General features: G+C 47.8%; 22 protein-coding genes. 5 read left to right on the forward strand and 17 right to left on the reverse strand.

All coding sequences use genetic code 11. The annotated features are described in order from the left end of the window. Positions 1-334: 334 nt before the first annotated feature. The 8 genes from K8S15_03330 to K8S15_03365 form a co-directional block, all read right to left on the reverse strand. Positions 335-1,210 carry a class I SAM-dependent methyltransferase gene (locus K8S15_03330; protein ID MCD4775066.1) on the reverse strand — a complete coding sequence of 292 codons (876 nt, stop codon included), beginning with the start codon at positions 1,208-1,210 and terminating at the stop codon, positions 335-337. A 20-nt stretch (positions 1,211-1,230) separates the two neighbouring features. Then, entirely contained in the window at positions 1,231-2,022 is a 792-nt protein-coding gene (locus K8S15_03335) for a sugar nucleotide-binding protein (protein ID MCD4775067.1), read from the reverse strand. Continuing rightward, the gene (locus K8S15_03340; protein ID MCD4775068.1) at positions 2,019-2,432 is read right to left on the reverse strand and encodes a PaaI family thioesterase; all 414 of its coding nucleotides are present in this window, start codon (positions 2,430-2,432) and stop codon (positions 2,019-2,021) included. The genes K8S15_03335 and K8S15_03340 overlap by 4 nt, the downstream gene beginning before the upstream one ends. 12 nt (positions 2,433-2,444) lie before the next feature. After that, complete coding sequence (gene hflC / locus K8S15_03345) at positions 2,445-3,533, reverse strand: protease modulator HflC (GenBank protein ID MCD4775069.1); 1,089 nt, start codon at positions 3,531-3,533, stop codon at positions 2,445-2,447. Continuing rightward, entirely contained in the window at positions 3,530-4,492 is a 963-nt protein-coding gene (hflK, locus tag K8S15_03350; protein MCD4775070.1) for an FtsH protease activity modulator HflK, read from the reverse strand. Before hflK ends, hflC begins: the two co-directional genes overlap by 4 nt. A 39-nt stretch (positions 4,493-4,531) precedes the next feature. Then, positions 4,532-5,881, reverse strand: coding sequence for a sigma-54 dependent transcriptional regulator (locus tag K8S15_03355; GenBank protein ID MCD4775071.1), 1,350 nt, complete (start codon positions 5,879-5,881; stop codon positions 4,532-4,534). A 7-nt stretch (positions 5,882-5,888) separates the two neighbouring features. Further along, positions 5,889-7,592: a carbamoyltransferase gene (locus K8S15_03360; protein MCD4775072.1), complete on the reverse strand. Its 1,704-nt coding sequence runs from the start codon at positions 7,590-7,592 to the stop codon at positions 5,889-5,891. A 135-nt stretch (positions 7,593-7,727) separates the two neighbouring features. Next, positions 7,728-8,828 (reverse strand): M23 family metallopeptidase, encoded by a 1,101-nt coding sequence (locus K8S15_03365; GenBank protein MCD4775073.1) that lies wholly within the window; start codon positions 8,826-8,828, stop codon positions 7,728-7,730. Positions 8,829-8,869: 41 nt separating this feature from the next. Between K8S15_03365 and K8S15_03370 the strand changes: the two genes are divergently transcribed. The 5 genes from K8S15_03370 (at position 8,870) to rsgA (ending at position 14,833) form a co-directional block, all read left to right on the forward strand. Beyond that, positions 8,870-10,243: a sigma-54 dependent transcriptional regulator gene (locus K8S15_03370; GenBank protein MCD4775074.1), complete on the forward strand. Its 1,374-nt coding sequence runs from the start codon at positions 8,870-8,872 to the stop codon at positions 10,241-10,243. Then, complete coding sequence (locus tag K8S15_03375) at positions 10,244-12,226, forward strand: response regulator (GenBank protein ID MCD4775075.1); 1,983 nt, start codon at positions 10,244-10,246, stop codon at positions 12,224-12,226. A 99-nt stretch (positions 12,227-12,325) separates the two neighbouring features. Next, positions 12,326-13,615: a phosphopyruvate hydratase gene (eno, locus tag K8S15_03380; GenBank protein MCD4775076.1), complete on the forward strand. Its 1,290-nt coding sequence runs from the start codon at positions 12,326-12,328 to the stop codon at positions 13,613-13,615. Position 13,616: 1 nt separating this feature from the next. Beyond that, the gene (locus K8S15_03385) at positions 13,617-13,934 is read left to right on the forward strand and encodes a septum formation initiator family protein (GenBank protein MCD4775077.1); all 318 of its coding nucleotides are present in this window, start codon (positions 13,617-13,619) and stop codon (positions 13,932-13,934) included. Continuing rightward, on the forward strand, positions 13,898-14,833 hold the full coding sequence (gene rsgA / locus K8S15_03390) for a ribosome small subunit-dependent GTPase A (protein MCD4775078.1): 936 nt from the start codon (positions 13,898-13,900) through the stop codon (positions 14,831-14,833). The genes K8S15_03385 and rsgA overlap by 37 nt, the downstream gene beginning before the upstream one ends. Before the next feature lie 9 nt (positions 14,834-14,842). Here the strand turns inward: rsgA and K8S15_03395 are convergent, their stop codons facing one another. From K8S15_03395 to K8S15_03435, 9 genes are all read right to left on the reverse strand, one after another. Next, positions 14,843-16,087, reverse strand: coding sequence for a hypothetical protein (locus K8S15_03395; protein ID MCD4775079.1), 1,245 nt, complete (start codon positions 16,085-16,087; stop codon positions 14,843-14,845). A gap of 1 nt (position 16,088) precedes the next feature. Beyond that, on the reverse strand, positions 16,089-17,282 hold the full coding sequence (locus tag K8S15_03400; protein ID MCD4775080.1) for an SLBB domain-containing protein: 1,194 nt from the start codon (positions 17,280-17,282) through the stop codon (positions 16,089-16,091). A gap of 93 nt (positions 17,283-17,375) precedes the next feature. Then, positions 17,376-18,317 (reverse strand): ornithine carbamoyltransferase, encoded by a 942-nt coding sequence (argF, locus tag K8S15_03405; GenBank protein ID MCD4775081.1) that lies wholly within the window; start codon positions 18,315-18,317, stop codon positions 17,376-17,378. Between the two features lie 132 nt (positions 18,318-18,449). Next, the gene (locus K8S15_03410) at positions 18,450-19,040 is read right to left on the reverse strand and encodes a hypothetical protein (protein MCD4775082.1); all 591 of its coding nucleotides are present in this window, start codon (positions 19,038-19,040) and stop codon (positions 18,450-18,452) included. Between the two features lie 99 nt (positions 19,041-19,139). Then, on the reverse strand, positions 19,140-19,733 hold the full coding sequence (locus K8S15_03415) for a hypothetical protein (GenBank protein MCD4775083.1): 594 nt from the start codon (positions 19,731-19,733) through the stop codon (positions 19,140-19,142). Between the two features lie 164 nt (positions 19,734-19,897). Beyond that, complete coding sequence (locus tag K8S15_03420) at positions 19,898-20,281, reverse strand: hypothetical protein (GenBank protein ID MCD4775084.1); 384 nt, start codon at positions 20,279-20,281, stop codon at positions 19,898-19,900. 53 nt (positions 20,282-20,334) lie between these two features. Beyond that, positions 20,335-21,123, reverse strand: a complete 789-nt coding sequence (locus K8S15_03425; GenBank protein MCD4775085.1) for a hypothetical protein — start codon at positions 21,121-21,123, stop codon at positions 20,335-20,337. Positions 21,124-21,190: 67 nt separating this feature from the next. After that, complete coding sequence (locus tag K8S15_03430) at positions 21,191-21,997, reverse strand: hypothetical protein (protein ID MCD4775086.1); 807 nt, start codon at positions 21,995-21,997, stop codon at positions 21,191-21,193. Between the two features lie 77 nt (positions 21,998-22,074). After that, positions 22,075-24,537, reverse strand: a complete 2,463-nt coding sequence (locus K8S15_03435) for a HEAT repeat domain-containing protein (protein ID MCD4775087.1) — start codon at positions 24,535-24,537, stop codon at positions 22,075-22,077. Positions 24,538-24,669 lie beyond the last annotated feature (132 nt).

A 24,669-nucleotide genomic window follows, 5' to 3' on the forward strand; every position in this document is an offset into this window, starting at 1 on the left:
ATTGTTGCGTATTGCATCAAAAAATCCAAAAGCTGTGCTTGATGCGCTTCATGCAAAATAGTATACGCAGAATCTTCAGGACTGATAGTAGAACATTTCATAACGGAGCATTTAGAATTTTTGCCGGAACGAGAAGTAGTCGGGTATATGGTATGCAGAAAAAATAAAGTGTTCATCTTCGCCCCTACAAAAATTATGCGAAAGGCATCCGAAGAACGATTTTCTGAAGTATAAAATAGCACGCGGAAAACAACGTACCAAGAAAAGACATGTAAGTACTATTCGTAGAACCCGTTCTGATTACAGGGCGGAAATAGGATGACCGTGGATAGCTTCAATTACTTACAATGAGATGGTCCTGCAGCTGAACAAGAGGTTTTTCGGGCTTGTAGAAGTTGCTGTAAACGTATTCGGTTATTTCTTCCTTCTGGTCATGTGAATAATCATGCACATTCGGATACAGAAGTATCATCCATATCACCGCCATAAGTTTTTCGAAATCATCGCTGAAGAACTTCACTCTGTGGGTCTCGACCTTGATATCAGCTTTTTCGAATCCTGGCATCCTGCCCAGTGCTTTGCCGAATGAGGCAAGGTCCTGGTCGTTTCTGCATCCGAAGAATTTCCCCGCGAAGTGGTTGTAAAGCCATGTGGTTGAATCCTTTTCCCTGCAAACGGAAGACATCATTACAGCGTGTATGGCTCCCTTTTCAGCCAGGATGATATCGTAGAGACTGACGAACAGCTCGGTCCAGTCAGATTCGCTTGCGTAGTAAAGAGAATGATGTAGCGTTATCAGATCCTGTTTGCTGCCAGCCAGAGTTTCTTTAAGAAAACGTTTTGCTTCTGCGGCGTGAATCAATGCTTTATTGTAATCCGCCTGTATGGTGGTTACATGGCTTATCCAGTGGCTCTTAACCCGCCTGTTGATTACGGACAGGGGTACGCTGTCGATATCAAGAAGGTACAATCCGCCCCTGAACGCCGCTTCAAGAATCTGAAACTGCGGCTCCGAACCGCATCCGATTGAAAGGGCCTTCAGTTTGCGGTCAAGAGGGGTTAATTTGAAGATTTCCCTGATTATCCGCATCAGCTCTTCCGCGATATCCACCTTATCTCCGCTGTTCTGCGACCAGATGGTATCTTCATCGTACATGTCTATTTCACCGGCCTGAATACCTTTTTCTATCAGTTTGCTTTTAGCCTGCATATTTCATCAGCTTTCTTCCTTCAGTAAATTGACGAAGTGTAGTACTCCCCCATCAGGTTGAGCCTTGCGGGAATACCTGGAGGCGCATATTCCTGTATAAGATATTCTTCGCTTTTTCCATGTTTCCTTAAAAGAGCTTCCGCATAGGCGGAACGGGAATGGGAGTATTTGCCCGAAGCTATCACAAGCCCGGATTTCCCTTCTGAGACCAGTTCGGGAAGAATACCCGCAAGCCAGTGAATGGGAGTGTGGTTCCTCCAGCTGTCAACGTATACAGTGTTAACCCTGCCCGAAAGTACATCCTGGGAGAATGTTGTTCTGTTCGAAGAAGTCTCTCCGCAGAGAACCGATGTTCTTACTATCAGAGCATCGGGGCACGCTTTTTGAATCAGTATGTCGGCAACAAGCTTGGTCCATCCGTAGAACGACTTCGGAACTGCGGGAGAGGTTTCTCTGTAGGGTGGATTTCCCCCGCTGTACACAAGATCCGTCGAAAAATGAACAAAAGGAATGTTGTTCGATCCGCAGTACTGAGCCAGTAAACGAGGCCAGACTGTGTTCAGAATCCAGCTTTCGGCAGGCCGGTCCGCACAGCAGGAGGGAGAAGATACCGCGGCTGTATTCACAACCATATCGAAGTCTTCTCCCAGAAGGCCTTCTCTATCCTTTTCTGAAAGGATATCGCACTTCACTGTTCCCTTTTCTCCCCTTCGGGTCGAGGGAAGAATATCCCACACACCGGAAAGATCATTATTGATAACGGAGCCCAGTCTACCTGCGGCCCCGGTAAGAAGAACCCGGGGCTTCTTCAAGTATCCTGTCTTTCTCCGGGTACAGATACAAAAGTAGCTTTTCCGCGGGCTTTCTCTTCACCATCCTGAAACACGGATGCCTGAAGCTTTATAATTTTCCCTCTATGCTCGATCATTTCCGCCTCAATCCTTACCGCTCTTTCTATTAGAACAGGTTTCATGAACCTGACGGAAATATTCGCTGTGGCGCAGAATCCCGCCACGCTCATGGCGGCGTATGCCATCGATTCATCAAGAAGTGTCGATATCAGCCCCCCGTGAACGACTCCCGCGTATCCCTGGTGACGCTTTTTCGGCATCCATTGAATAATGCCCTTCCCGTTTTCCCCAACCGGTTCAAGCTGCAGGCCGAAGGGATTTCTCTCCCCGCATACGAAACAGTAGCGGTCATCGTCGAAAACATCACCCATAAAGAGTCTCCCCTAAAGAAATTCTCCGGGATTTGAAACCAGGTATTCGAAGATACCATCGGTTCCTACAATTATGCTGCCTGAGTTTCCCATGACAGCTTCAAGCGTCTCAAGTGATCGGACGAAACTGTAGAAATCAGGATAGCTGTTGTAAGCCTCAGCATAGGTCGCCGCTGCCGTACTGTCGGCGATTCCTCTTATTGTGAGCGCTGTCCGGTTAGCTTCCGCCCTGATGGAATCAACTTGCAGGTCAGTGTTCGCTATGATGACATCGGACATTCTTCTGCCCTCAGCCCTGTACCGGTTGGAGATTCTGTTCCTCTCGGCCTGCATACGGGTGAAAACGGCAGCCTGGTTCTCTTCGGGAAGGTCCGCCCGTTTTATTCGGACATCAACGATGTAAATGCCGTAATCTTCAGCCATCGATCTGCAGGTTGACGTTACTCTCCGAAGAATCGCTATTCTCCCCTGGGAAGGAATCATCCTTACCAGTTTTATCGTCTCGCGGATCTCCCCCTCTTCATCTATCTCGATATCCTCAAGAGAATCGGAATAGGTGACGTTGTTAACGAGCCTTACATAGTCCCCAAGACCAATGGGCTCGTTTGTGCTTCTTACAATCTGTATAAGATTACTTTTTCCAAGTTCCTGCCTGATCATCGAATAGATTAAGTCATCCAGCCTGGATAGCGCCCCGTTTTCGGTTCTTACTCTCCTGAGGAAAAGAAGAGGGTTCTGTATTCTCCATCTGGCGTAACAATCAACATTCAGATGTTTTTTATCCTTGGTTACAACATCTGCAGGGGGATCATCGTATTCGAGAATTCTGTCATCGAATATTTTCACCTGCTGAAGGAAAGGTATTTTCAAGTAAAGCCCGGCTCCCTGGCTCAGAGCCACTCCCGGAGCATTTTCGTCGATCCATTCCTGGAGTTCGGCTATCTCTTCGGACGTTCTGTTGCCTACAATAACGCGGACGGGGTTTCCCAGCTGAAGTATAACAGCCTGTTCCGTTTCGGATACGGTGAAGAAGGCTCCCAGTACTACCATAAGGATGAAGAGCGCGGCTATGCCGTAAAGCAGATGTTTCAAGCGTCTCATTTGTCACCTCCAACAAGGTTGTAGTGAGTCAGGGCACCTGCCGCTTCGTCAACCACGGTTACCGGAACAGTATCGAGCAGAGCTGTAAGAGTTTCGAGGTGAAGCCTGGTGGCGGTAACAGCGGGGCTTTTCCTGTATTCCTCAGCAACCGCGGTGAATCTGAACGCTTCTCCGATAGCGTTGTTGACCCTGCCCGCGCTGTAACCCATGGCCTCGTTCACCATTTCCACAGAATCCGCTAGGGCCTGCGGAATCCGCTGGTTTCTGTAACTCTCCGCTTCGTTAATGTAGGCCTGCATATCCTCCCTGGCTGTAGCAACGTCCTTGAAAGCCGCGGAAACCGGCTGCGGCGGCTGAACATCCATGAGCTGAACAGCTATGATGTTCACTCCCAGTCCGTACTCATCGGATATCAGCTGCGTCATCTCCATGACACGGTTCTGGATATCCAGTTTTCCTGTAGTGAGCACGGCATCAATGGCATTGTCTCCTACAATAAGTCTTGTAGTGGATTCCGCTATGTCTCTCAGGGTCCCCTCCTGGTCACGGACGTTGAAGAGATAATCAACAGCGTCTTTGATCCTGTATTGAACTATTATTGCGCAATCTATGATATTTTCGTCTCCGGTGAGCATCTCCGCCTCACCCAGCATTTCCCTGTCGTTCGTGAAGCTGATGTAGGATGGCGGGTTGTCCGAAATGGTTCTGAAGCCGATTTCTATCCTTTGAACAACGTTCACCGCCGGTTTGAACACCGTCTGTACCGGCCAGGGCCATTTGAAATGGAATCCAGGCTCAGTGGTGGAGGTGTACCTTCCAAACGTGAGAACCACCCCTTCCTCCTCAGGATCAACTATGTAGAAGGGCCCCCCAAGAACGAACCAGAGAAACACAACAAAGGCGATTAACCCCCATTTGTATTTATCGGGAATCATCGACCCCGTTTTTATCACTTTCATTGAATCCTCCAAACTACGTATTTCAGATAAGCGGGCTGATTACATCTCCTTCAGCTTCCGCTGAAGCGTTCTGCGCCCTATTTCCAGAAGTTCTGCTGCTTTGGTTCTGTTCCCTCCTGTGATTTCAAGAGTTTTCTTTATGGCTTGCTTTTCAAGCTCATCAAGAGAAATGGGCAGTTCCATACAAAGCTTCTGCGTTTCCCCGGAAGGCAGGTCCGCTATTTCCGAGGGTAAATCCATTGTATCTATCACGCTGCCGGATATAATAAGAAGACTTTCCATGAGGTTTTTCAGCTGCCGTACATTGCCCGGCCAGCTGAATGCCACAAGATGTTCAAGAGCTTCCGAAGTAATTTCAGGCATGGGAAGGTTGTGTTTCTCTGCGGCTTCCCTCAGGAATGACATGGCAAGCATTGGTATATCCCCTTTTCTGGACCGCAGAGGGGGTATATGAATCTCTACAACTTTAAGCCGATAATAAAGATCTTCTCTGAATGCACCTGTCTTTACGGATGATTTAAGGTTGCTGTTGGTCGCCGCTATCAGCCTCACATCAACGGGGTGGGGCTGATTGCTTCCAAGCCTTGTAACAATATTGTCTTCAAGTATCCGAAGCAATTTTACCTGTGTATCCAGGGGAATCTCTCCTATTTCGTCCAGAAGGAGGGTCCCGTGGGAGGATGCTTCGAACTTTCCCTCCCTTGCGCTTTCCGCTCCGGTATACGCCCCTCTCTCATGACCGAAAAGCTCATCTTCCAGAAGAGTTTCGGGTATCGCTGCACAGTTCAGAGCCATAAACGCTCCCGTTCTTCCGCTGAGAGCATGGATCTGTTTCGCCAGAACATCTTTGCCGGTTCCGCTTTCCCCTGTTATAAGTACGGTAACCTTTACCGGAGCAACCTTTCTGGCCTTTCTTACAACGTCACCCATGATGCGGCTCCTGTAAAGAAGCTGAGGGATATCTTTACTTTCGGATGATTCGGAAGAGGATCTGCTTTCGACCGATCTGATGGAAAAAGAGAACGCTCTCTGAATAGCTGCCTTCAGAGCCTGTTCATCTTCGATACGCAGAATAATATCCACTGCGCCGGACTTCATCCAGTTCACGGCATTCTCCGCGCTTATATTCTTCCCATAGATAACTATTCCGGTTGCAAGGTTCGCTTTGCGCAGAGTTTCAAGGAAAGCGGAAACATGCATGTCCCCTATATTCGCGGAAATAATGACAGCATTTACAGACCTCGATCGCACCTTTCGCAGAGTCTTCCTGGCACTTGACTGAATACTGGCGCCGTACCCCATGGCGGAGATTCTATTCTTAAGCAGCATAGCCCTTTCCAGATTCTCATCGGCTATAAGAACGGTTCCTCTTCCAAGAGCGGTAATCACTGATCACTCACTTCCCAACAGGTTCTTTGGTAAGAATAAACGGGGGCATAACCAGAAAATCGATACCTGTTCCGTAAAAGCACCTTATAGCGTCAACCGGTGTTGTAACAATAGGCTCTCCCATAATATTGAACGATGTATTAAGAACCACCGGTACTCCCGTCCTTTTGTAGAACGAATCAATTACATCATAATAGAACGGATTCGTTTCTCGGGAAACAGTCTGGACACGTGCCGTTCCATCGACATGGGTAACGGCCGGGATCTCCTTCCTTTTTTCGGTAACTACGGGATATGTCTTTATCATGTAGGGAGCTGCGCCGCAGCCTTCAAAATACTCCCCGGCATGTTCCTCAAGGCAACTGGGGCAGAAGGGTCTGAATGGTTCTCTGTGTTTCACTACATTGTTCACGATATCCTTCATATCATTCCTTCTGGGATCGGCGAGGATTGACCTGTTCCCAAGAGCCCTTGGCCCGAACTCCATTCTGCCGTTGAAAAGCGCCACAATTTTGCCCTGCTCTATCAGTTCAGCTGTTCTATCAGCGAGTCTGTCAGGTTTCTCCCTCGAAAGTCCGGCCATTTTCAGCGTGTCCAGTATTTCTTCCTCCGTATAGGAAGGACCCTGATACATGTTCTTCGGACTGACCAGCGAAATTCCGGGGTAGAACTTTCTGTGAACCTGCAGGGCTGCTCCAATCGATGTTCCCGCATCGTGGGATACAGGAAGGGGGTAGACTTCGCTGAAGCCGGTTTCCTTTTCAATCAGACCGTTCATTACGCAGTTAAGCCCGACTCCGCCCGAAATAACCAGCCTTTCCATTCCCGAAGTTTCCTTAAGATAACGAGCCAGGGCAAGCCCTGTTTCCTCAAGCGCCCTCTGGGCAGAACAGGCAATGTTTTTATGCACATCGGTTATTTCAGCTCCGGGCTTTCTGGGGGGACCTATTCTTCTCAGAACATTCGGAGAAAAGCCCGACTCATGCACGCCCATATGAATATTAAGCATGCGTGTATCAACCTTTATTCTGCCATGGGCACTGCTTATAATGTTCCGGAAGAGATCAAGAAACTCGGGATCTCCGTAGCTGGACAACCCCATTACCTTGTATTCATCATTGTCAGGAGTGAAACCAAGGTGCTTGGTTACGGCACTGTAGTAAATTCCCGGGGAGTTTGGAAACCTTGATGATGAGTGTATTTCCAGGCTGCCATTTCTGTAACTGGCTGAAAGACTCGTATCCCTCTCCCCTACGCCATCCATTGTAAGTACTGCCGTGTTGTCGAACCCCGAGCAGAAGACAGCTGCATCAGCGTGTGCCCTGTGATGCTCGATAAAATTGACAGGTGCCGAAAGGTTTTCTCCGAGGTGCAAACGGACAGTTTGTCCAATATTTCTCATCCTGCGGGCACCGTTCAGTTGAGAGAGAAGGAAATAAATTCCTCCCTGTTTGAACAGATAATGCCTGCTGTAGGAGATGTTCTCCCTCATAACAAGAGCGGGAAGCATGTAGAAAGCAATATGATCAATATGCTCCGGCTTGACGGAAGCTTCTTTCATGACGAACTCGATAGCCTTCTCAGGGTATCCGGGATAATGCTTTATCCTCCGGAATCTTTCCTCATCGGCTGCCGCCGCCAGTTTCCCATCTACAAGGAGTGCTGCCGCCGCGTCATGTTTGTAACAGTTAATGCCAAGAATTACTGCCATTCTTCTCCAGCCTGGTTAATCAAGTGTTCACTGGTAAAATAATCAAGACTAATATATATCCGACTGCGTACCGGTGTGTATACGGGAGACTGTAATATATTCCTATCGGATTAAACTGAATCCGCCGTTCTTTTACTACTCTAACTCCGTTCTGAACCATCGGTCACAGTTTTCACTGAAACAACGGAATTCCACCATATCCCCCGCGGGCAAGCTTCGTCTGTGGGAACTGAAGAACAGGTAAGGGTCTATTGGGTTTCCATTCTCATCATTTATCTGGTAGTGAAGGTGAGACGCGGTTGATGTGATTCCGGTATTACCCACATAACCGACTATCCTACCCTTTTCCAATACCATTCCCACACGGATTCCCTCAGCGATTCCCTGCAGATGAAGGAATATTTCGCTGTATCCGCCACCGATTCCAACCTCTATGCAATTGCCGTTGTAATCATGATTCCAGTTCACCCTTATTACAGAACCTCCTCTGCAGGTGCGGACGGGAGTCCCTTCAGGTGCTTTATAATCTACACCGGAATGGCTGTGGTTACCCCTTGGTTCTCCATATGGTCCTGTCATTTCTTCAAAGGTCGTTATTGGCATATAATTAAGCAGCTTCATTACTTCAGTTCCGTCGGAGTAGTAGTGAGAAGGATAATTGTCCCCTGTCATTCTGAAACTGTAGACCGAAAAAGGCCTGTTTGTCGTTCCTTCCCTGGGAATATAGCTCAGGGCGACAACCTGGTTTTCCCTCCCTGTTTCTCCGATAAGAACCAGGAGAGAATCTCCAGCGTTCATACCTCTCCATGGGTTGGTATTCCACCACATACACCTGACTATATGCGCCCCGAGGACATCAGAATTCTCAACCGTGTTGTTCAGACTGATATATATGGATCCGTTTATCTCAATATTTACCCTCTCAAAGGGACATTCAGCCGGATCGGACTCTATCACTAACGAGCTGTCAGCGGCAAGGGAATCCGGGAGTACGGTCAGCGAATCCATAGAGGGTAACGTAGTATCCAAAGTATCTATAACTGTAGTATCCACAGTTAACGGAATAAGTGAAAGTGTGTCTTTTTCGGCATGTGAATCAGCAGGAACGATGTCATTCGCCCAAATGACTATTTCACCCTCTTCCGGCTTTCCTCCACAGGATATTACATAGAAAGCCATTATAAGAGATGTTATCGCTATCAGGCATTTCAATAGAAGTTTTTCCTTTTTCGTCAAAATATTGACATCCATCAAAATTGTGTTACCATACCCGTATTATGAATGACAATAATACGAAGAAAAACAGAATACTGGTAATCGATGACGAAGAGATTATCACTACTCTTCTTAAAGATACGCTTGAAATTTCCGGATACATCTGCGACACAGCCAGGTGCGGAAAAGAGGGTCTGAGCAGGCTCAGAAAAAAGGGAAGCTACGATCTCCTTATTACTGACATAAGGCTCCCCGATGTATCCGGGCTGGAAATTCTTGAAATAGTTGTCAAGAAATACCCTTTTATGCCGGTTATAATAATTACCGGTTTCGCCTCCATTGAAACCACCAAAAGGGCTCTCAGAGAGGGCGCTGTAGATTACATACCCAAGCCATTCACAACCAGCACCGTACTGTCCGCTGTCAGCAAGGCTCTTTGCACATCCTTCAGCCGGACCAAGGGCAAAAAGATCTTAAAGATAGTCTACGTAAGTAGTTTAATGGAACAGGTGATGGATCTTGTAACCAAGGTTGCGAAGACGGACAGCACTATTCTTATAACCGGAGAAAGCGGAACCGGCAAGGAACTTATCGCACGGGCAATTCACAGTAATTCTTTGAGATCTACCCAGCCATTCGTATCGGTCAATTCAGGAGCCCTTCCCGAAGGGCTACTGGAAAGCGAGCTGTTCGGCCATGTCAAGGGAGCTTTCACAGGCGCAATCGCCACAACCCACGGACGTTTTCATGTTGCCGACAGAGGAACTCTTTTCCTCGATGAAGTCGGAAACATGTGTCCGGCGATGCAGGTCAAGCTTCTAAGGGTTCTGCAGGGCGGTGAGTTTTCACCAATCGGGAGTTCCGAGGTTCTTACGACAGATGTACGGCTTTTAACGGCAACGAATATGAACCTTGAGGAGGCGATGAGCAAAAACGAGTTCAGGGAAGACCTTTATTACAGACTTAACGTTATAGAGATTCACATACCTCCGCTCAGACAGAGAACTGATGATATACTTCCCCTTGCGGAACACTTCCTTTCAAGGCTGACGGGTCCTGAGAAAATGACTTCTCCCGTTCTGAGTCCAAATACGGTTTCAATTTTACTTTCGTATCACTGGCCCGGAAACGTAAGGGAGCTGGAGAACACGATAGAACGAGCAGTGGTTTTGTGCGAGAACAATGTAATAAATCCGGAGGATCTTCCCGTGAGAATACTGCCATCCTATGACAATCCACCAGAGATTCATTCATCCCGTAACGGGATCCGGCTTGATTCCCTGTTGGAGAATATAGAAAAGCACTATATCATTAGTGCGTTGAACCGGAATAAAGGGAACAGAACCCGCGCAGCCAAATTTCTTGGCCTCAAGAGAACTACTCTTCTTGCCAGGATAAGCAGTCTGGGAATTTCGGAAGATACAGGCAGGAACTGAATGAGTAATAAGGCAAGAATCCTGGTAGTGGATGATGATCAAAGGGTAAGAACTTTTTGCAGGGAAGTCCTTGAGCTTCAGGATTATTTCGTCGTCGAGGCCGAAAACGGAGCAAAGGCCCTGGAAATCCTCAGGAATACTTCTTTCAGCCTGATACTCAGTGATGTAATGATGCCTGATATCGGTGGTCTTGAACTCGCGTCAAAAGTAAAGAACGAATATCCTGATACTTTTGTTATTCTTATCACAGGGCACGGATCTATCGATATAGCAAAGGATGCCATTCAAAGAGGCGCTTTTGATTTTGTCACAAAACCCTTCAAAATGGTGGAACTGAACCAGACAGTTGAAAGAGCCCTTGAGGTTCGAAGAAAACATCTTTCGGTTCTTCCTTCACCTGAACTGAAAGACCTTTATGACCTGACAGTGAATATCAATATCTCAAAACAGACTCTTCAGGCTTATCTTGATTCTCTTGCTAACAGTCTGAAACAAACTTTCAGGGGAGACTCCGTAAGGATTTATTTATCAGAGGAGCCAGGAGGGCTTTCTCTTTTCAGAAAAGCTGGATGCGGAAAGGAAGAGCTTCTTGATGAGGAAACATGGGAATCAATAAGTAAAGCAGCCCTCAGCGAGAAGGGGGGATTTCTGGCGGGAGAGGATTCCCAACACGATCTTCCTGGAAATGCTGATGTGCTTTCCGTAATGGCTGTTGAAATCCCCAGCCCGGAGGGCAACCTGGGAATATGCATGGTTGCCAGATCGAGTATTCCCACATCTTTCTCAACCAGAGATCTTAAGCTGATGGGACTGTTCTCCGCCCAGGCAGGCAACCAGCTTATGAATTACAGAATGGCTTCCAACCTTAGAGAACAGGCAGACAATCTTGAGAAGGTTAATGTCCTTGCGGGAGACTTTTCATCCTCACTTGATACCAGTCAGGTTATTTCTTCCATAAACCACGGCTTAAAAACCATGGTTCCCTTTGATCTTTTCGGTGTTTTCCTCAGCGGGAAGGATATGATCCCCCTCAGTTACATGCTTATGAGATCTGATATCCCTGAACAAATACTGGACACGAATTTTCGATCTATCCTTGAAAAGACTCAAAACAGCTGGGATGTCCAGCTCTTCCTTGATAGCGGTGTCAGAGATTCATTTGCAAGTCCAAGAATCGCCGACTGGCATGTAGCTCCTTCAGTTGAAACCCTCGATCTTGGAGAATTTGGTTCGTTCAGGGGAATGATAGTACTCGCAAGTTGGTCCAAGGAAAAGGTTTCGACCGGAACACCGTCATATATTCCTATACTGATAAGACATGCAGCTGCGGCTTTAAGCAATGCCTACCTGTTTGAAACCAGCGAGAGAAACTACATCCAGGCTATCTCAGCCCTGGCCAGCGCAGTAGACGCAAAAGACCCTTATACCCATAACCACTCCAGAAATGTTGCCGCATACGTTACCAGAATAGCCTCCCATTTGAAGCTCCCCTCAAGAGAACTCTCTCTTCTGAATAACGCTGCTCTGCTTCATGATATAGGCAAAATTGGAATCCCTGAAATAATACTGAATAAAGAGAGTTCTCTTACAGAGGAAGAATACAACGTTATTAAAACCCATCCTGAAGTCGGTTACAATATTCTACGGCCTGTTACGGCATTCGGTAGCTTTATAAACGCCGTAAGATATCATCACGAGAGGTACGACGGAAAGGGATATCCCGCTGGTCTCTCCGGTCAGGAAATACCTTTTCATGCCAGAATACTGGCTGTTGCGGACTGTTTTGACGCCATGACATCAGACAGGGTGTATCGCAAGTCCCCCGGAATTGACTATGCCATCAAAGAAATAGAGCAAAACGCCGGAACGCAGTTCGATCCGGAAATAGCTGAGGAATTCCTTTCAGTTCTGAAAACGATGACACCTGAAAGTATTGTAGCCGACTACCTTTCGAAGGGATCAAATCAGGTTACATTTTCGTAGAATTCATCGGGTAGAGTTTCCGTTTTTCCTTTATATACGCAAACAGATCGACAGGATGTATATTTGCATCTGAAAACCAAAAATGAGAAAGGGAAGCATATGTCAGATATAATTGATGTTCATGCCCGTCAAATCCTTGATTCAAGGGGAAATCCCACTGTTGAGGCCGAAGTCTTTCTCCTGGGTGGTGGCTGGGGAAGAGCTGCGGTTCCCAGCGGAGCTTCAACGGGAGAACATGAGGCTGTTGAACTCAGAGACGCCGGAGATTCTTTCGGTGGAAAAAGTGTACTCAAGGCTGTTGAGAACATTGAAAAAATTATTGCTCCGGAGATATACGGTCTTTCGGCATTGGATCAGGCCTTAATTGATGAAACAATGATCCGGCTGGATGGAACTCCCAACAAGAACAGGCTTGGAGCGAATGCGACGCTGGCAGTTTCAATGGCTGTATCAAGAGCGGCTGCAAGCCATGTCGGGCTTCCTCTCTACAGGTATCTGGGCGGACCGGGGGCAAGACATCTTCCAGTACCTTTCATGAACATTCTCAACGGAGGAAAGCATGCGTCAAATCCTATAGATCTACAGGAATTCATGATAGTTCCCGCAGGATTTAGTACTTTCAGCAGGGCCCTACAGGCGGGTACAGAGGTGTTCCATGCCCTGAAAAGCAGAGCTTCGTCCATGGGGCTTTCAACCGCTGTAGGTGATGAGGGAGGTCTGGCTCCTGATCTTCCTTCAAACAGTGCCGCTCTTGAACTTATCGTCGAAAGCATTGCCGACGCAGGATACAATGCAGGTGAAAACATTTTTATCGCCCTTGATCCGGCAGCAAGCGAATTTTACAGAGACGCCCGGTATTTCATGCATGGATGTGACCCGGAAGGCCTTACGTCAGATCAAATGGTAGAATACTGGGCTGAACTTATTTCCGAATTCCCAATAGTAAGTATCGAAGACGGTCTGGCTGAAGACGACTGGGAAGGCTGGGCACGGATGACCAGTCTTCTTGGCAACAGGATTCTTATTATCGGTGACGATTTACTGGTGACAAATGAACACAGACTGGCCCGAGCTATCAGAGCCGAATCGGCAAACTCTATTCTCATCAAGCTCAATCAGATCGGAACAGTTACGGAAACAATGAACACTGTGAATCTTGCGCATATGAACGGCTGGAAGGCGGTTGTAAGCCACAGGAGCGGAGAAACAGAGGATACTTATATCAGTGATTTCACCGTAGCAATGAATACCGACCTTCTGAAAACCGGTTCCGCCAGCAGAACTGACAGAGTTGCCAAGTACAATCAACTGTTGCGTATAGAGGAAGAACTCGGCTCTCAGGCGATCTTCAGGGGACCACAAATATTCGAGAACAGCAACAGAGATTGATTTGAACCGACGGGACAGCGGCAGCTGGAGATTGTTCTACGTAATACTTGTTTCCGTCCTTGTTATCGTTGTTGCTATTCTAGTGTTCAACAGACACGGATTCATTGCCCTTGCGGGACTGAAGGGTGATGTTGACAGGATTTCGCGATCAATCGACAGCCTTCGGGCAGAGATAGATTCTCTTGAATCGGAAATAGAGCAACTCATGAGTGATTCTCTTTATCTGGAAAGAATGGTGCGGGAAATCCTTGGCTGGGGCCGCGAAGGTGAACGTATCATAAGATTCTCCATCCCCGACTCAACGGAAGTTCCTTTCTGAATTCCAGGAAATTCCCATGTAGGATATCCTCCGTAGGGAGGAGAGGTGTCACTATTATCGATGAGAACGGCCTGGAGACCAGCGCCAGAGTAGCAGGAAGGGTTTATCATCAAACGCAGCCGGTCGCGGGTGATAATGCTGTCGCGGTTACAACAGATGATATTCCTGTTGTAGAAAGAATTCTCCCCAGATCAGGCATCCTTCAGCGTACATCTCCTATGGGTGCTTCCACACAGATAATCGCAGCCAATGTGGAAATGGTCCTTGTAATCATGTCCATCAAAATGCCTGACTTCAGTGACGGTTTCTTAAACAGAGCCCTGGTCGCTGCCAGTTGGAGGGAACTGAGGGCCACGGTGGTGCTCAATAAAATGGATCTCTGCGGCAGACGGGATGAAAGGCTGGAAAACAGAATTCTTTCGACGTACGGCCGCGAGGGGGCAGGTTATCCTGTATTCATGGTCAGCTGTAAAACCGGTCTTGGTACAGATGAACTGCTTGAACACATCAGAGGATTAACCGTTGTAATGACAGGACCGTCCGGAGCGGGAAAATCTTCCCTGGCGAAACACTTCAATCCAACTCTTAACGTGAAGATAGGAAGCCTTAACCCTAAGACCCGCAAGGGAAGGCATACTACTGTTGCGGCCATGTTCATACCACTTGAAAAGAATACCGGCCTTATCGATACTCCGGGATTGAGGATGTTCTCCATCGATCATCTTCCCCGGCAGGAACTGCAGTTCTGTTTTCCGGAATTCGCGGATTGTATCGGTAACTGCAGATTTCGCGACTGCCTGCACCTTTCCGAACCCGGCTGTGCTGTGAAGTCAAAAGTTGAAGATGGATCCATATCGAAAATGCGCTACAGGATGTACACTGAATTCATGAATGAATAGAATCCTGAGCTATTTCTTTCTGAAGGAGAAATCCCTTCTGATTTCTTTAAACAGCTTCCTCCAGGGTTCCCACTGATCGGGCTTTTTCTCGATGACATCACGGATATTTTCTCTGGCTACCAGGAACCCGAACAGAGAAATGAACGCCAGCAGGAATACCTCCAGTAAAATAAGTATCCTTTTGGGTTTGCTTTTCCATCCGGGGTGTCTCGGTGGATCCAGTACCCTCACCGATGGTTGCTCCCGCTCTTCAGCCACAATTGCCTGCTGCAGACTCATCTTCACTGTATTCGCAAGTTTCAGGGCCATTTCGTAATCCGCACTGAGAACAGCGTATTCAAAACTGATGTCAGAAAAATTCTCGAGGGATATCGCTGGCATAACATCTTCGTATCCAGGAGTTGCTACGCCCAATTCAAGCATGTCTATCACATCCAGCAGTTCAGCGGCTTTCCTTTCCTTAAACAGAATTACAGCGTTTGAAGTACCTGATATTCCCTGCCGAAGGGCTGATATCTCTATTGCAAGTGTAGAGTATTCAGTTTTCAGTGAAGCAAGATGTTCGATAAACTCTGTCATTTCCTGTTCGGGAGCCACAAGGTCATACTCGGCTTCAAAGCTCTCCATGGCAACGTTCGCATTTACAAGCATATTTTCAGCCATCTCGTTCTGTAGTTCCAGGAAAACCCTTGACTGTACAAGTCTGCTTACGTTGATTTCAGTGTTAATACTGTCAAGGGTGGCAACTATGGATTCGGAGACTTCAACGGAGTACCATGGATTTCCAGAAGTAAATTCTATCTGCAGAAATCCTGAAGGAGTGATACTCGCAGAGAAATTTTCATCGAACTTCATTCTTGCCCAGTACAGCCCAATCTGCTCATCCTGATCGTATACGCTCCTGAGATCTGTAGAATCGATAAAAGAAGTTGACAAAATCACATGTTCCGCAAGGGATCTGCTTTTCAGTATTTCATCAAAAACATCCGACATCGTGGTCATAAGTGGTAAAGAGAATCCCATTCCTCCACTGAAATAACCGGCAAACTCGGAAGCCCCCATACCGGCAATCGACAGCGAAGGAATAGACTGTTCTTCGGGAGGCATTATCAATGTAGTTACGGTGTATTTCTTTTTCAGCATGAAAGTAATGATAACCGTAGGAATCATGATGATAAGAAGAGCCTTTACAAGAAACCATCTGTTCTTAAGCAGGAGAAATAGATACCAGAGGGGACGTTTTTCTTTACTCATATCAGTCCAGACTCTTCCATGCGATAATTATCGACGCAATACTTGTAAAGATCAGCAAAGGATCCTGCCAGCCCACAATAACTTTTCTGGGAACCGAGATAACGGATCCTGGTGGAATCGCTGAGACGTCTTCTGTGAGTTCTTCCCTTCCGTCTGCAAGCACAACTCTGGTTCCGGATCCGGATGCTTCTCGAAGGAAACCGCCTGCCTGAGAGATGTAGTAAAACGCTCCCATTCCCGCTATATGCGGATACACTCCAGGAGAATAAACGAACCCCGTTACTGCAACTACGGGTGGTATTCCGGGGCAAACCACAATATCTCCCGGAAGAAGCTCAGGATCAATTGATGGTATATCAAGAGGCGCTCTGATTCTTTCCTCTTCACCATTTGCGAGAACTCTCAGGATGTAACAGCTGTCCCTCGCAGCCCATGTTCTTGTCCCTCCAATTCTCTTTACGAAACAGCTTACGGTTTCGCCCGGAATGTATTCAATCATGCCTCTTGAACTTCCCGACCATACCGCCTGATCTGCTGCCCCGTGAAATTCTGTGGAAAAAGAACCGGATAGATTCACTGCTCCCTCTATTGAAATGAATTCCTCAGCCTGAGGCACGTGAACTCTGTCCCCCAATGAGAGCACAGGATTAGACTGCATACAACCGTTCAATAGAAACTCGGTAATATCAACTTCTGTAGTGTCACCATCCGAGCTGACTATCTGAATAGCGGTCCAGCTTCCTGCCGGCGCGATTCCTCCGGCTTTGTTCAACAGATCTGTCAATCTGCTTGCTCCATTGACATTGTACATGCCCTGGGAAACCACCTGGCCTGTAATGGGCACCCTGAACATCCTGATTGCCGCAAGCCCTCCCATTCCCCGGAGTCCGGGATATTTGGAGGTGAAGCCGGCTTCGATCAGATTTGCAGCCTCGTAGAGACTGAGCCCCGCAACGGGCCAGGCGCCGGCGGAGGGTATTACCGCATAACCATCGGGTGTAACCGTTATGTAAATAATGGATCCCGCTTCGCTTCCTGACAGTTCCGGCGGAATCCCGCCCTGTAAAGAGAACCAGAGAATATCACCCGGTCCAACCACATACTCGGCGGGGTCTATCTCCTCGATCATGGGCTGCGTTGGAAGAAACTCCTCTGATACACCATTGTAAATCATCATAAGAAGCAGAATAACCATTATACAACCTTTTCAGAAATTTTATCACTTTTCATCTGTTCGCATTGCGTAATACTGATGGCAAAACGATCTCTATTCTAGATTTTCCCTCAGCTAAAGCAGGCTCGATACCATCAAAGCCTTGATGGTATGCTTTCTGTTCTCGGCTTCGTCCCATACCACCGATGAAGGGCCTTCTATAACATCAGCGGTAACTTCGTTCCCCCTTACGGCGGGAAGGCAGTGCATAAAGATAACTTCGGGATTGTCTGCCATTTCCATTAATTCTCTGTTTACTCTATACGGGGCAAGAAGCGCTACTCTTTCCTTCGACTTATCCTCTTCACCCATGGATATCCATACATCAGTGTACACAACATCAGCTCCCGGTACCGCTTCTTCCGGAGAGGATGTTATTGTAATAGTCGAACCGGAATCATAAGCAATTTGCTTAACCGTATCAACAAGCTCTGACTCGGGGTAAAGTGAATCCGGCGCAAGGATTGTACAATTAATTCCCATTGTAGCGCAGCCCACCATAAGGCTGTTTGCCATATTGTTCCTGCCGTCACCGGTAAATACGAAATTCAATCCTGCCAGATGTCCGAAGTTCTCTTCCATGGTCATCAGATCGGCAAGAACCTGTGTGGGGTGGAACATGTCCGTAAGACCGTTGTAAACGGGAACTCCGGAAAACTCCGCGAGAGTTTCCACGGTCTTCTGACTGAATCCTCTGAACATGATCGCGTCGAACATTCTCCCGAGAACCCTGGCCGTATCCTCTATACTTTCTTTCGCTCCAAGCTGAATGTCGGATTCTGAAAGAAATACCGGATGACCTCCCTCTTCCCCGAATGCCGTTTCAAAAGCACACCGCGTTCTTGTTGACCTCTTCTCGAAAAGCATGGCAAGTGTTTTCCCCGTGAACCTCTGGTTTATCTGAAAGGCGGTTCTTTCAGCCTTGAGCAGGTGAGATACGTCAAGAAGGTACCTGATATCGTCCATTGAAAGATCCAGCAATGTAAGCAGACTCCGCCCCCTGAAATTCACAGCCATGAAGCACCTCTTTCGATAATTGTTTCAATACTATTGGAAATCAGACTATATTGGAGGGAATATACATCGAAATAGTGAACGAAAACAAAAGGGGCACGCAAAAAAGCATGCCCCCTGTTGACCATCTATTCTCTAAAATACGAAGTAAGCGCCTGCCAGAATATTTGTAGGCGCATATGTCTGCCACCCTGACCACTTGTAGTCGACGCTGACTGATTCTTCTACAACCGTTGTGGTAGCTTTTCCGTATCGGATTCCGTACTCTGTGAAGAACGCGAGGCGTTCCGCGCCTGGAATTGCGAAATCTATCCTCATGAGAGGATCGAGACTCCAGCAGGTTGTCTCGGGTCCGTCAACTCCGCCCACTTCGTATGAAGATTTTCCGTAAAGGAACTGGGCTCCGAAGCTGAAACTGGTGTTGGCAGGAGCTTCGATTACGTAGTACCCGCCGGCTCCGAACATCATTGAGGAACCATCATATTTCGAGGCTGCTACGGCGGGATCCAGTTCGAAAGAACTCTTCATGTATCCCAGGTATCCCTCAATACGAAAATCGGGGGAAGCCATGGCGCCGATACGGAGTAGATACATATCTTCTGTACTGACAGATCCACTTGAGCCTACGGATGTTGGAACAAATGTCTGCTTGAAACCGATTGAGAATCCGGCAAAGGCCGTGCCGGCAAAGGCAAGAACGCATATCAGTAGAAAGACCCTTCTCATTGCTCTCCTCCTCGTATTAAGGACAGCCTATTCCGTCCTTTCAATATATAACTTAGAATAAGTTTAACACTTTACAGCGCAACTGGCAAGGTCTGTCAATCAATACTGCTGAGCGGTCTGCCAGAGCAACCTCATTGCGAGATCACCTTTTTCCTCACAGCAGAGATCATCACTTAGAAGAATAAATCCGAGTTCTCTTCCATCCGGTAATACGGCTATCAGGACAAATGTTTTATGATTCGCCCCGGAATCGACCCACCCGTACAGATCGCAGCTTTCTTCAATGAACGATGCCTGTCCTTCGCCCATATCGGGATTTGCGATTATTTCAACGACTCCGGGTATATCCATTCCCGAATGAACGATCCGCAGCGCCCTGGCAACATTTTCCGCTGTGCTTGAAGGTATGGCTTCCGGAGAACCAACATTTCCAGTTTCGAATAAGTGCGTATCATCCATACCGGCTTCGGCAAGCCATAATGATACTGTTTCGATCTCCGGCAGCGTTCCTGACGCAAGGTTGTCTTCCAGCATCATATCTACCGCACATGCGAGATAAAATACTTCAGGAACACCAATTGGAAACACACCATTGCCGGACAGAATAACAGGATTCCCGGAAGAAAGATCAACAACCTCTGTGCTGAACCTTATTCCGGGTAATTCCTCCAGAACCGGAATAGAATCAATCACCAGAAAAGTGTCGTCTTCAGAATTCCCTTCCAGAAAACTTTCCAGGTTCCGGAAAAAAGACGGGACCGATGCTGAAACTGTCGTACTGAACAGTGTAAATATCACTGAACAAGCAATAACGGGTTTCACATTTTTAAAGGGCTTCAATTTCTCAGTTTTCATATTCACAACTGTTGATTATGTGCAACTGTGATTGTTCCTTCGCTGTAATCACTCTCATGATTGCTTCCTTCGTACACAAGTGCCCTGACATAGTATTCATCCTCGGGAAACAGAGAACAATCCCACAGGTAACCTGATGACTGGATGGAAAGAGAATCGGATATCTGAATGAGGCCTGTTTCCGGGTTCAGATCGGTATCCACGAACAGCAGTACTCCTGTATTCGAATAGTCCGGCGCGTCGAGCGTCCATTCTATGATATAGCTTTCGTCCGCCTGCACTCCCCCGGCAGGTGGATGAGTAACAGTTATCGAAAGATTTGGTCCCCACGGATTGCTGCAGGATACCAGTAAAAAGATGATACATGATAAAACAGTCGTTTTCATGCTTACCCTTTCTCAACGGGATAGAGCTTAACTTCATCTATCAGACTTAAGGATCAATCCGTTAGAGCCTCATAGATTATTCTGAACACACTGTCCACATCCTGAGGGTCTTCGATCCCTTCGGCCAGAACAACGATACCGAGGTCGGAATCCAATGGTCTGTCTACGATAATGAACAGATGTCGCCAATCCTCTGTATCGTCGATCCAACCGTAAATGTTATTCCACAGTCCCAGGGTCTCCCTGATGTGATCGGACAAAGGCGGATTTGTTCCAAGATTTGCTACATAAGGTTTTTCAAGGTTATCGTAGATGATCTTTAAAAATCCAAGTCCGTCAATTGCTGTGATATAGTTCGGATCAACCTGCGGGCAATCTGGGAAGAAGAGCTGTACACCATTTACAACAGTGCCCGAAAAATCTTTCTGTTCGATCCAATCATTAATCCTCTGCTTACCCATGACGTACAGCACCGCCTGGCAGGTACCGCGTCCTCCCTGCTGGGACCAGTGAAGTTTCTCCCAGAGCTGTTCGTTTCTTGCTATGAGAGAGTCCAGGGACAGTACTCCATTATTGGACATCTCTATACCATATGAAGTCATGGGAAGGAGAGGTGATTCAATCTGGAATTGTCGATTTCCGTCCACAGTCTCCGATTCCTCCGTGTTCAGTTCCATCACTCCGATTCCCCAGTGTCCATCGTACTGATTATTGATTTCCTCAAGAATATCGTCAAGATTTTCCGGCAGAGCCGCTGATAATGACTTTACCATTACTCCGGTTCCGCCGAACATGCAAACCAGCAAAATGAGTACCGGTGAACCAATAAATGAACGGTACATATTCCATCCTCCATATTGAAAAGAGGGGAGCATTAAGCTCCCCCCGTATTGTTCTTCGAAACCTCTTCTAGTTGCTTGTGAAGAGAGTAAGTCCATCTGTCTGGATCTCGTAGCTGAAGCTTACCATTGTGCCGTTTGCAGTGGCAGGATCTGGGGTAATAACTATATCGTACATCTTCACATAATGCCCGTTCTCCAGATAGAGGAAAACCCTTACATCACCGCCATAGAGACCGTAGTTATCGTACCATGTTCCGGTACCGTAGAGTTCACAGTAACCGGCGTTATCAGGCTCTGCCATGTAAGTGTAGTTTCCGTTGCCGAAGGGGGACAGTCTGCCCGAGTAAAGCCTTACTGTGTCGTCACCGAGAGTAGGTGCATCCTCATCGTAGGCGTAGATGTCCTGAACGAATGAAGCGCTGGAGGCCGAACCTGCCTGACCGGAACTTGTACCGAAGATGAAACCGCTGGGCTGCGTTTCAACGCTGTAGTTATCGTAGATGGTGTAGGTTGTTGAGACATCGGTAGGTAATGTATTTTCAATATTTGAGTTATCTGCCGAGTAGTTGTCTCCCTTGTACGCCTTCACTGCGTAGTATCCTGCAGAAGAGGCTGTGTGGGTATATGTGGTTGCTGTTACGCTTCCCTCTTCTGTCCAGCTGGCGGTTGTCGTAGCGCGGAAGTAGACCTTATAACCATCAACATCGTCAACCGCGTTCCAGGAAAGAACAACATCTCTTCCAGCGGAAGTTGTTCCTATCGTCAATCCCGTTACATTCGCAAGTGTTCCTGAAGGCCCGGCGGGATCGTCTCCCGCGCAGCCGGCCATAAGTACGATTCCAGCTACAAGGATCATAAGTCCAAGCTTTTTCATGGATTTCCTTTCTGTTAAGTTTGTATCAAATTCGTTCACTCCACACGGTAGCAAGATAAATCTGCAAACGCAACGTGTCAAATACCCCGATCGCTTGTCTGTTGCTCTTCTTCCGATGAGAGCTTTTCGTGTATCAGTTCAAGAGCATGTTCGGCCGCTGATCTTACATCAAGGCTACCGTCAAGAACAAGTTTTTCAAGGATTTCAACTCCTCCGGCATCGCATATCTTTCCAATCGAAACAGCAACCTCCCGCCTAATCCTGCTCGTGGAATCCTCCGCCAGCGGTACGATGACGGGCAGGGATTCCGGGTTTCCTATCATTCCCAGCGCCTTGATAATTCCTGTTGTCAGGCCTGTTCTCATGCTGTCTCCCGGACAGGCAAGTATCTGTTCAAGCGGAATTCTCGCCCTTTCGTCCTCGATTTTTCCAAGGAAGTAGACAAGGTTACCTCCGTTTCTTGCCGGGATGCTGTCAATTGTAACCAGCAAATCCAGCATAAGTTCCAGGGAGATGTCGATATTTTCCTTGAATGTTTTTTCAATGGCCCGGCTTTCGAGCCCGCTCAGTGTTCCCATATGATTATCTATCAGATATCTTACAGCTTCCTCTCCACGCGAAGCTAGTTCTTCCCTGTGGGCGTTGACCCTGTCATTGTTCGGCCCCACTCCCCATTCCGACGCAATGGAAAACAGTGAATCAAGATCAAGTGATTCAGGTTCGCCGATGGGATCCTGTGGGTTCAGCCCTCCGGGTGTAACGTTGGGAAGGTCAATGCCAACTCCGTATTCCCTGCCAAGCCAGCGGGTTGAGTCGGAACCGTATCCTGAATAGTTATCACTGTCAGCCAGGTCGATAAATACTCCCGAGCCGGACGAACCTCTTGCCCAACGGGCTTCGCCCTGCCCTCCCCCCCGCGCGCAGTAAGTATCGTTCCCTTCGATATCGATGAAGATGGACGCTGAATTGGTCAGAGAGAGGGATTGTCCTCCATCGGAGCAGTACCAGTCGTTCCCTCCGCCATCAAGAAGAAACCCGGTTGAAAGATCGTGAGCGCTTCCCTGGGCAGGTCCGTTTCGCGAGAAATAGCTGTCGTCTCCATCTCCGTCCCACAGACACCCGGAGGCAAGATGGATTCCGGATCCCTGGCTGTACTGGGCCGCCTGGTACGTATCCTGACCGGATTCATCGTAGAGCATTCCAAGGCTGTAGAAGTAGGAGCATCCCTGCCCGAACACTTCTACCCTGTACGTATCGTTGCCTTCTCCGTAATCAACCATAAGCCCTATCCCTCCCGCTATCAGGGGCCTCAACCCCATTCCAAAGCCCTGCGACATAGCCTGATTGTCATCGGGAAGCAGGGGTTCATGGGAGTATCTGAACCCCGCCAGCGAACAGTCATTGCCTTCCATATCAACCAGTATTCCCATACCGGAGGGGCCTCCGAAACCCTGGCCGAACATATCAACCTGTCTAAAATCATCTCCGGCGCCATCGAAAATAATCCCTTTGCCCAGGCAGCCCGCTCCCTGACTGAAGGTGCCTCCCCTGTAAAAGTCATCTCCCTGAAGATCAATAAGGAATCCGAATCCCATCAATCCCGCTCCCTGTGAAAAATCCTCTGCCCTGTAGATGTCATTACCAGCAAGGTCAATCACACCCCCCAGCCCCATGAGCCCACACCCCTGGCTTACTGGAGTGGAGCTCGAATAGGTATCGTCTCCATTCAGATCTATTACCATGGATACTCTTTTTCCGGCAGGACCCACTGCTCCCCCTATGCCTTCTCCGTACAAATCGTTTCCGCCGGTATCTATTATCAGCTCAAAGGGGCAATCCTCGGTGTAAATATTATCCCCTTCTCCTCCTACAACCCATCTGACAGGGCCTTCAAAACAGAACGAAGCCGTAGTTCCATAAACACCCGGGAGCGTTACTGACAGTTCTTCGGGCCATTGGACATTTTGAAGACCTTTTGCGGCAATTACGAGTTCCTCAAGTGAAATTTCAACTTCAAAATCGCACTTTTCAAAAAGGGCGGCAAGCGTATCCATTTCAATTTCTTCGTCGGGAAACGATTCCATGTTCCAGCTCTCGACAGTAGAATCCCAATCAAGCGGATCGTTCTCGTTCAGCCAGACAGCCGGGATTACAGCCATCAGAGAATCCATTGCTTCCTGTCCCAGGCTGTCCATTTCCGCCAGAATGGCCGAATCTGCTTCCTGAAGCAGACCGAGGATAACGGTAAGTCCTTTCCGACCGGTCTCATCCGATTCCAGAAGACTGTAATCTATTAGCGTATTCAGCTGTTCTTCCAGAATAACCGGAATGGCCTCAACATGCTGGATGGCCCTTATTACTGTTGAGTCCGCAAGGTGAACACCGGTTGCCCAGTGTCTGTCAAAATCCAGCTGTTCCCTGGAAAGGTTCAGTGTGTCCAGAGCCATTACCATTGCAGAATCGGCTTGGGGTGGCCATGGTTCTCCGGGCTGCATACCGGAAAATGTTACCGCGGAGAATATTAGTAGAATTACTGTCATTCTGTCTGCCTTTCATGAATACTTCCATTTTTGTATTCGAGTGAAATAACAGTACGGAGGTGATTGAACAAGCCTTCATGTTTGACGATGAAATCCATTGTTCATAGCTTTGGGGATGGATTGGGGGCGGTC

Origin of the sequence: Candidatus Aegiribacteria sp. (genome assembly GCA_021108005.1) — a bacterium.
Taxonomy (GTDB): domain Bacteria; phylum Fermentibacterota; class Fermentibacteria; order Fermentibacterales; family JCC-6; genus Aegiribacteria.